The organism is Rhodopirellula europaea 6C (genome assembly GCF_000338295.1).
GTDB classification, from domain to species: Bacteria; Planctomycetota; Planctomycetia; order Pirellulales; family Pirellulaceae; genus Rhodopirellula; species Rhodopirellula europaea.
In genome coordinates this window covers 1-8,876 of the sequence record NZ_ANMO01000007.1, presented here as the reverse complement: position 1 = coordinate 8,876, position 8,876 = coordinate 1, and the positions used below count along the sequence as shown (strand labels likewise).

Here is an 8,876-nt window from a genome sequence, read left to right as displayed (position 1 = left end):
AAAGCCGTTCGTGTTCTGAGCGGCGTTCGCACCATCGGTGCCAGCAGCGACCGCCAAGGAAGCTGTTCCCAGTTGCGCGAATTGACGACGATTGACTGCGTTGGATTTTGTCATGGCCCTTGTTGTCATCCTTTTGGCGTTGGTGGCGGAATCAGCACGTTCGATGAACAGCAACTGACGCGCCGGAACCGCAGTTCATTTGGTCCAAGCCAAGCAGCAGAATTGACAACGGAGTCCGTTTAGCGAAACCCTACCAGGAACACTTGCAAGACAGGGCACGATAAAAGAACAGGAAGCAGCCTCAACCAAAATTGAAGCAATCGAAAAAAGCTTCGCGGCAAAGATCTGCCGACTCCACCGACGACCTACGTCGATTCGCTTGTTGCTCCGTTGAAGGTAAGTGTTGATTTGTCACCTGTTGGTTTGAACAGGTTGCGTGAGAGTCGACACTGGATTCCAGCAAGAGTCGAGTGGTTTGTACATGAGACCGCGGACGCTCGCGGCGGAATGATTGGTTGAGTTGGCACAGATTGCTATCGAATAACAACAGGGAGCTCAGGGCGGCGAGGTCGCATTGTACTGAAATGCCTGACTTCCTCAGAAATGCCACGATCAAATTGCCACTTGACAATCGAGTTAACGAAGCTCGCGACAACCATCTTGAGCACAAGACTGCTCAACGTTGCTTCAACACACATGAGCAGCAATCTGTGGATCAGTTCCAAGCTGATGATCGAGACCTTGAAAGATTCAAAGAGATTTCCACTTCGAGCCAAAATTCTGCGAAACGGCATTTCTGATACGTGCGATCCGCCCGGTCGACAGGCGTTAATAATCTGACGACAATCTGGCCTTCTCATAGCGAGCAAGGTTGGGATCGAAGAAGTCGTAAATGTTGGGAACGAATGTATGCAACGACTTCGGAAACTGGTGATCGGCGAAGCCGCTGAACTTCGCGGTGGCACGACGAAGCCCCTGGCCAACTGGGACAGTCTTGAGCGATTGGTTGTCGATCGACACCTTATCACTATTCATCGCTATTACCGTCGTAAAGACATTGAACCTTTCATCGAGAAGGTAGCTCAACGCGGGAGGCATTGTCTTGATCGGTAACTACTGCGTGCTGTCTGTGTCCCGATGTCTTGAAAGATTCTCGCGCACCCGAGGTCCAGGATGAGTAAACCGACTCTCATCGTCGCCGTTGGAGCGTCTGCCGGTGGGCTCGAAGCGTTCACTGAGTTGCTATCGGGCATCCCAGGAAAGCCCGGTTTCGCGATCGTGTTCGTTCAGCACCTTGATCCCAGCAAAACATCGTTGGTTGGTGACCTACTTCGCAGGCAAACGTCGCTACCCGTCGAGGAAATTACAACGGGAAAAAAAGTCAAGCCAAACACAATCTACCTCTGCCCGCCTCGCGGGCGACTGGATGTGGTTGACGGCGAGTTGAAGGTCTCTCAGCAGAGCAACGATGATTCCGAAGCCAACGTAATCGACCACTTCTTCCACGGGATCGCCGAATCGCAAGGCGGACGGGGCATCGGCGTTGTTCTATCAGGTAGCGGCAGCGACGGGACCCTGGGATTGAAGTCGATCGGCGATGCGGGTGGGATGACGTTTGCACAAGACAGCGAGTCGGCAAAGTTTGATTCGATGCCTCGCAACGCGGCGACGACGGGTGTGGCTGATCAGGTAATGCCGCCCGCGAACATCGCCACGGAGTTGCTCAGATACACGCGGTATCTGGAGGAAATTAGCGAAACACCGGCGAAGAGGAAGTTTGATGATCAAATCAGAAACGCAATTCCACAAATCGCCAAAGCTTTGCTGTCCGAGACGGGGCACAATTTCAAGCATTACAAAACCAGCACGCTCGCGCGGCGGATCCAGCGTCGAATGCAGATCCTGAAGCTCAGCGATGTTGATGCTTACGTGACGTTGCTCCACAGCGACAAGAGCGAGTCGCAGCAGTTGTTCCGTGAACTCCTGATTAGTGTGACGGCGTTCTTCCGCGACCCAGACTCGTTTAAGCGGCTGGCAGATCAAGTCATCCCAAAATTGTTTGAAAACCGGCAACCGGACGACCCAGCGCGGATCTGGGTGCCAGGCTGCGCGACGGGCGAAGAGGCTTACACGATAGCGATTCTGTGCCGGGAGTTTGTGGAGAAGTCCGAGGCGCAGAAGCACGGAGAACATAGAAACGAGGATGCAAATTGGCGAGGATTGTCTTTTCAGATTTTTGCGAGTGACATTGACGAGCGGGCATTGTCGATCGCTCGGACAGGTGTGTATCCGGCGGGGATCGCAGATCATGTGTCGAAAGATCGGCTGAAGCGTTTTTTCGTAAAGAAGGGCAATCGGTATCACGTCAAGAAAGAAATTCGCGAGACGGTGCTGTTCTCGTCGCACAATCTGATCAGTGATCCACCGTTCTCGCGTCAGGATCTGATCTGTTGTCGCAATTTGTTGATCTACCTCGGTCCGCATTTGCAAAAGAAACTCATTCCGCTGTTTCACTTTGCACTTCGTCCCAACGGGTTCTTGTTTCTCGGTCCCAGCGAAAGTATCTCCACGCACGGCGATCTATTTCGCAGTATTGATCAGCGTCACCGCATCAGTCAGCGCAAGGGCACCGCGATCGGTCGTGCCGCGCCGTTGGCGTTGCGAACGCCTGCCAACGGAATGACTCGTTTGCCCGAGGTATCGCCGATTGACGACGATAAAACCGACGTCGTACAAATCATGCAGCGGATCGTCCTGGATGAGTTCGCGCCCAAATCGGTCGTCGTTGACGAAGACGGCCAAGTCATTTGTTCGTCAGCGGAAACGAACAAGTACCTGTCGATCGGCGAAGGGGCGTACCAGAACAACATTCTGAAAATGGCTCGGCGTGGTTTGCGGATCGGTCTGCGCGCCACGCTTTCGGAAGCCAAATCGAAACGTCGCCGAATCATTCACGAGAATCTGTCGGTCACGACGGACGAAGGCAAGCAGCGGGTGATGATCACAGTGCAGCCGATGATGCGGCTTGGCGAAGACACCGGTTTGTTCATCGTGGTCTTCCACGACGTCGGTTTGCCGATGGGAACTACGTCCGGCGAAGACAGTCCGATCGACCCCAAAGATGTGCTGGTCGCCCGTGGCAGTATGGACCGCCAAGCCGAAGCGATGGTCGAGCAACTCGAACGCGAGTTGTCCCAGACTCGCGATGATCTCGAAAAAACGATGCAGGAAATGGAGGCGACCAACGAGGAGTTGAAGTCGTCCAACGAAGAACTGCTGTCGATGAACGAGGAACTGCAATCAGCTAACGAGGAACTGGAAACGTCCAAAGAGGAAATTCGCAGCAGCAGCGAAGCCGTTTCCCGCGCTAACGCCGATCTTGAAAACCTGCTCCGCAGCACCCAGATTGCCACCATCTTCCTGGACAGCGACGGGCTGATCCGCAGCTTCACACAGGCGGCGACGGAGATCTACAGTCTGATTGCCACCGACGTCGGTCGCCCGCTCGGCAAGTTCGTTCCCGATGTCCACGTCATGCCGCCGCTGCCATCCATTCGGCAGCTAAAGGCGGAGGGGCCGGTCGAAGACACGATCACAGCCAACGATGGTCGAATGTTCATTCGCCGAGTCTTGCCGTATCAGTCGCATTCGCGTGAGACCGATGGCATGGTCGTTACTTTTGTGGACGTTAGCGAACTGGAAGCCAGTCGAAAGCAACTTAGCACCTTGGTGACCGAGCTGAGAACGACTCAGCGGCAACTGATCGAATACGGAGAACAACTCGATTTGGCCATGCAGGCTGGGCGGCTGGGAGCCTGGAGGTGGGACGTCCAATCGGATCGTGTCGAATGGTCGCCGCAGCTGTATGCCCTATTCGGTCGCCCCGAAGGTGAATTCGACGGCACGCTCCAGGCCTTTGTCGAGATCGTGCATCCGGACGACCGCGATCGAGTGCGGGACGTGATCGAGCAGACGCTGGCGTCGGATTCCGATCGCTACGAAGTCGAATGCCGCATGCTGCGGCCCGATGGCAGCGAACTGTGGACGTTGGGACTAGGGCTAATCGATCGCGACGAAGACGGCAAGCCGCTGTCCGTTACCGGCACAGCCAGCGACATCACCGACCGCAAACGTCGCGAATTGAACCTAGCGTTCATCGCGGATCTGCAGCAGGCCTTCATTCCACTGTCAGACGTCGGCGAACTGCAAGCAATCGCGTGCCGCATGGTAGGTGAGCACTTTAGTGCGTCGCGATGTTGTTTTGTCAAGTTCGACGACGATGCCGATTACGTCCGCGTGGTTCGAGATTACGCCGTCGACGACTCGCAAAGCCTCGTCGGATGTTACCATCTACAAGACTTTCACACCGACGAGGAGCGGCACGCTTTACGAACAGGCCGGCCCGTTGTGATCCGCAACGTCGACGCCGAAGCGGAATCAGACCGGGGCGAGCGATTTAGAGCGTTGGACATTCAATCGCTTTGCAACGTCGGCTTTCGTCGTGACGGCAACGTGCAATTCCTTTTGTCGACGATTTTCGCCGAGCCACATGTTTGGCGTCGTGACGAGATCGAGTTGTTGCAGGACGTCGTCGATCGGTTGAGCGTTCGCGTTCAGCGAGCCGAAGCGGAAACGGAGCTTGCCCTCGCCAAAACCAAAATGGATCTGGCGATGCAAGCCGCGTCGGTTGCTTCGTGGACGTGGGATTTCGACGCCGGCGACCTCGTCCACGAACCCAACCTGAATCGCTTGTGGGGTTTTGATCCCGCAACTCCGGTCCCCATTGCCGATTTCGTGGCAGCCATCGACAACGATCATCGCGAGCGTGTCAGCAAAGCGATCGGCAAGGCTCTCGACGAAGGCGGGTTGTACGACGAGGAATACTTGGTTCTACGAACCGATGGTCAGCGGCGTTGGCTTCGGGCGGTCGGCATCGGTACCGCACCGGGAAAAGAACCACGCGAATTTCTTGGCGTGGTCACCGACACGACGGCGCGAAAACAGAACGAAATCGAACTCGCCGAGCGGGAAGCGCATCTGCGGCGAGTCATCGACAACACATTGAACTTCGTCGGCGAGTTGGATCGCGACGGCACACTGCTGCAAGTCAACCAAACGGCACTCGACGCTGGCGGCGTGACCCGTGAGGATGTGATCGGCAAACCGTTCTGGGAATGCTATTGGTGGAGCCACGATGGGGAGGTCACCACGCGTCTGCGCGAGGCCGTTGAGATGGCGGCGACCGGCAAGATCGTTCGTTACGACGTGTCCGTTCGCATGGCTGGCGACACCCGCATGATGATCGACTTCATGCTTGCCCCGGTAACCGATTCGGATGGCAAGGTGACCCATTTGATTCCCTCAGGTGTCGACATCAGCGACCGGCACGCCGCCGAACAACAAGCTGCTAATAGTCGTCGGCTGCTAACCGAAGCAATGTCGGCGGCAAAGATGGGGTCGTTCACCTACAAACCGCAAACCGGCGAATCGGACTGGGATGAAAACTGGGCCGATTTGATGGGGCTGAGCGTCGACAGCGAAAAGATGGCTCAGCACTTGTTTGAGATTATCCATCCCGACGATCTCGGCGCATCGCGTCGGCGATTTGAGGAAGCAGTCGAAACGCGAGCCGAGTTTAAACACGAGTTTCGCATCATCCGCAGCGACGGGGAACTTCGTTGGATCGCCGCTCGTGGTCAGGTGACCTACGACGAATTCGGTGAAGCTGTCCTGTTGTCGGGTATAAACTGGGACATCACCGACCAAAAACTGTTCGAGCAAGAAATTCAATTGAATGAAGAACGCGTACGGCAAGCTGCCGGGGCCGCTGGCTTTGGAACGTTCTGTGTCGATGTCGACAACAACCTTGTGACCTATTCGGACGAATTCAAGAAGCTAGTCGGACTCTCGCCTTCGGAGGAATTGAGCAACGACATCCAAGCTCAACCGGCATTTGTTCACCCCGATGACCGTGACATGTTGGCAAGGCACACCCAGTCGGTTTTGTCAGACGTACAAGAACCGGACCATTGGCTGAACCATCGAATCGTCCGGCATGATGGCGAGCTGCGTTACGTTCGTATGCAATCGCGATCACTCTACGAAGGCGAAGGCAAAGACCGCCGCGTTCGGATGGTTGTCGGCACCTTACTCGACATCACACAGCAACACGATTACGAACAGAACCTCAAAAAAGCCAAACGAGTCGCCGAAGCGGCCAACAGGTCCAAGAGCGAATTTGTCGCCAACATGTCGCACGAGATTCGCACGCCGATGACCGCTATCCTCGGCTACGCCGACATGGTGCAGGACCGTGTCGACGACGACGAAACCCGCGGCTACCTGCAAACGATCCGCCACAATGGCGCGTACCTGCTTGAAATCATCAACGACATTCTGGACCTGTCCAAGATCGAAGCGGGTAAGCTGGAAATTGACACCGAACGCTTTGAACCGGCTCGAGTCGTTGAGGACGTGCGCAGCATCATGGAGGTCCGGGCGAGCGACGGCGGGTTGAAGCTGGAGGTCGACTACGCAACGCCGATCCCCAACGTCATTGAAAGCGACGCAAAACGTTTGAAGCAGATCTTGATTAACCTAGTTGGCAACGCCATCAAGTTCACCAAGGAAGGCGGAGTGCGAATTGAAGTGGCGTATGAAGATGATAGCGGAGACCGCAGAGAGCTTCGCCCCAATGATGATCCGAAACCCTTGATGAGTTCCGCGACAGGACAACTTCGCCTGTCGGTAAGCGACACTGGCATCGGCATGACGCCGGAACAACGAGACCGGCTGTTCAAACCGTTCTCTCAAGGCGACTCACTGATCACCCAACAATTCGGCGGCACAGGACTGGGACTGGCCATCAGCCAGCGGCTCGCGTCGATGCTCGGTGGCGAAATCACCTGCGATAGCAAGCTCGATCAAGGAAGCACCTTCACCGTTACGGTTAGTATTGGCGACTTAGAGAACACGCCGCTCATTCAACCTTGGGCGTCGGCGGAAATAGTCGACAGTGATTCGGCCGCCTCAAATGACCGACCCGAGATAATCCGACTGGCCGCCGATTTTTTGATTGTCGACGACCGCCGCGATATCCGCTTTCTTGCCAAACACATCATTACCAAAGCCGGTGGCTCAGTCACCGAAGCTGAAGACGGCCTGGTAGCAGTCAAAACAGTCAAGCAAGCCATGTCGGACGGAAAAACGTTCGACTTGATTCTGCTAGATATGCAAATGCCCAACATGGACGGCTACGCAACGGCCGCTGCCCTACGCAGACTCGGCTACATCGGCCCCATCATCGCGTTGACCGCTGACGCAATGCAGGGCGACATGAACAAATGCCTGCAAGCTGGCTGCAATGACTACCTTTCCAAGCCCATCGACGCCCAAAGAATGTTGCAACTCGTCAGCGACTTGACAAAGAAATAGCGATCATTGGCAAGACGATCCGAACCATTGACATCTCCTTCATCCGACTTCTTTGAAGTTAGCCCGAAGCCTGGATCGCGCTCGTAGAGATCGGTCATTGCAGCCTACCCACACAACGCCCGCCAGTTCCAAACCATGCTGACGGGCGTTTTTCGTGTCATAATTTTGGAATTCTAGATATGTCATATTCACTACGGCTCGATTCGAAATGAAGCATGGGTACCTCAGCGTTTGTAAAAGTGGAACACCGGGGAATCGAACCCCGATTTTCTGCTTGCAAAACAGACGTCTTCCCGTTGGACGAGCGCCCCATGAATGAAGCAAGAAGAGTGATGAGTGGATAGCGAAAATGGTTCGTCTCGGGAGTTTCACTCTTCAAGCTTCCTTCCGTGCTACGCATGTAGTCGCGGAGTACTGTCGCCAGTCGACTTGCGATGGTTTTTTGATCGCCTTGTGCGAGTCAGGAAGTTGGTCGCCTTCGACAACTACCTCACCGACGCATTCGACCACCCAGCCGTCGACCCAACCAACGCTGTCGTCTCGTAGTCTCAGCACTCGTCCGACCTTGGCAAACTCTCGCGGGATGTACGATGTCGTTCGCACGGATCCGCCTGCGATGCTGCGTCTCATCGCACATTGCACGTACTTCGTGTTTCTGGACATTGTCGTTCTCCGTGGTTAAATGCGGGCCAGCGTCACCACGACGCCGGCAGTAGTCCCGGATAGAATCGAACCATCGTCTCCTGCGTGTAAAACAGGTGTCGTCGCCGTTGGACCACAGGACTGTGTTTGTCGATCCGGAGAGCACGTCCCCAAGGATTTGAACCCTGACTTACTGGTTTGGAATCAGCAGTGCTACCGTTACACCAAGGACGTGTTTGAAGTGGGAACGCAAGGAATCGCAGCTCTCGCCGACTACCACACAATTAAAGGCAGGAGATTTACAGTCTCCCGTGTGGAAACGCTCCCAAGTTTTCGTCAAACGAGCGGAAGCCGTGGGACTCGAACCCACAACGGTTTGACCCGCAGCTGTTTTCAAGACAGTGTCCTCATCCGGCCGGGTGACTTCCAAAGTTTGCGATTGCTCGCAGCGACGTGAGCGGGAATTGAACCCGCGGCCTCCTGGATGAAAACCAGACGATTCTGCCAACAGAATCTACCACGCCGTTTTGTTGCTTCGGTCGAAGCGAGTACCGCATGGGAGTTTCGATCTCCCTCCTGCTGTTAGAAAGACAGCCGACCTAGCCAGTAGTCGAATGCGGCGAACTAAAAGCGATGGCAACGGGAGTCGAACCCGCAGCGACTTGATAGACAATCAAGCTTCCTTCCCAGAGGAAATTGCCACCGGAAATGTTAGCACGAGGGTGACCAACCGGAATTGAACCGGCGACAAACTCATTCACAGTGAGTCTCTGGAAACCAACACCAGATCTGGCCACAGT

At 55.2% G+C, this 8,876-nt stretch carries 3 protein-coding genes and 7 tRNA genes; 1 reads left to right on the top strand and 9 read right to left on the bottom strand.

Annotated elements, in window-relative coordinates; genetic code table 11:
- Nucleotides 1–828 precede the first annotated feature (828 nt).
- A complete protein-coding gene (locus tag RE6C_RS00595) occupies nt 829–1,035 on the bottom strand; it encodes a hypothetical protein (protein ID WP_039960817.1) in 207 nt (68 codons plus the stop codon).
- Nucleotides 1,036–1,173: 138 nt separating this feature from the next.
- Between RE6C_RS00595 and RE6C_RS00590 the strand changes: the two genes are divergently transcribed.
- Entirely contained in the window at nt 1,174–7,434 is a 6,261-nt protein-coding gene (locus tag RE6C_RS00590) for a PAS domain-containing protein (protein ID WP_008652853.1), read from the top strand.
- 240 nt (nt 7,435–7,674) lie between these two features.
- Here the strand turns inward: RE6C_RS00590 and RE6C_RS00585 are convergent.
- The 8 genes from RE6C_RS00585 to RE6C_RS32025 all read right to left on the bottom strand — a co-directional run bounded on the left by RE6C_RS00585 (nt 7,675) and on the right by RE6C_RS32025 (nt 8,873).
- A tRNA-Ala gene (locus RE6C_RS00585) sits at nt 7,675–7,745 on the bottom strand.
- 64 nt (nt 7,746–7,809) lie between these two features.
- Entirely contained in the window at nt 7,810–8,097 is a 288-nt protein-coding gene (locus RE6C_RS29685) for a hypothetical protein (RefSeq protein ID WP_236617828.1), read from the bottom strand.
- Nucleotides 8,098–8,147: 50 nt separating this feature from the next.
- A tRNA-Val gene (locus RE6C_RS00580) sits at nt 8,148–8,219 on the bottom strand.
- 20 nt (nt 8,220–8,239) lie between these two features.
- Nucleotides 8,240–8,310, bottom strand: a tRNA-Trp gene (locus RE6C_RS00575).
- A 111-nt stretch (nt 8,311–8,421) separates the two neighbouring features.
- Nucleotides 8,422–8,504 (bottom strand) — tRNA-Ser (locus RE6C_RS32035).
- Between the two features lie 21 nt (nt 8,505–8,525).
- Nucleotides 8,526–8,600: transfer RNA gene (locus tag RE6C_RS00570), tRNA-Glu, on the bottom strand.
- Between the two features lie 107 nt (nt 8,601–8,707).
- Nucleotides 8,708–8,780: transfer RNA gene (locus tag RE6C_RS32030), tRNA-Asp, on the bottom strand.
- A gap of 17 nt (nt 8,781–8,797) precedes the next feature.
- A tRNA-His gene (locus RE6C_RS32025) sits at nt 8,798–8,873 on the bottom strand.
- Nucleotides 8,874–8,876 lie beyond the last annotated feature (3 nt).

Excerpts from the sequence above, each read along its gene's own strand:
- RE6C_RS00590 (WP_008652853.1), top strand. The coding sequence starts at position 1,174 with ATGAGTAAACCGACTCTCATCGTCGCCGTTGGAGCGTCTGCCGGTGGG.
- RE6C_RS00595 (WP_039960817.1), bottom strand. The coding sequence starts at position 1,035 with ATGAATAGTGATAAGGTGTCGATCGACAACCAATCGCTCAAGACTGTC.
- RE6C_RS29685 (WP_236617828.1), bottom strand. The coding sequence starts at position 8,097 with ATGTCCAGAAACACGAAGTACGTGCAATGTGCGATGAGACGCAGCATC.